Genomic DNA, 222 nt, shown 5'->3' on the forward strand with positions numbered 1-222 from the left:
CAAGTCCACTTTCTTCCGTCTGCTGGCAATCCGGGACGAGTGGTTCTCCGATGATTTGCGGAAGCTGGACGATGACAATGTGTACCGAAAGCTGCAAGGTCACTGGATTATCGAAATGTCGGAAATGATGGCAACCGCAAACGCCAAGAGCATCGAAGAAATCAAGTCGTTTTTAAGCCGGCAGAAAGAGGTTTACAAGATACCCTATGAAACCCACCCGGC

1 protein-coding gene is annotated in these 222 nt (G+C 49.5%); it reads left to right on the forward strand.

Annotated elements, in window-relative coordinates; translation table 11 throughout:
* The coding region (locus tag DXA36_RS33810; protein WP_243114796.1) for a virulence-associated E family protein at nucleotides 1-222 on the forward strand (222 nt) is incomplete at both ends.

The organism is Eisenbergiella sp. OF01-20, assembly GCF_003478085.1.
GTDB lineage: Bacteria > Bacillota > Clostridia > Lachnospirales > Lachnospiraceae > Eisenbergiella.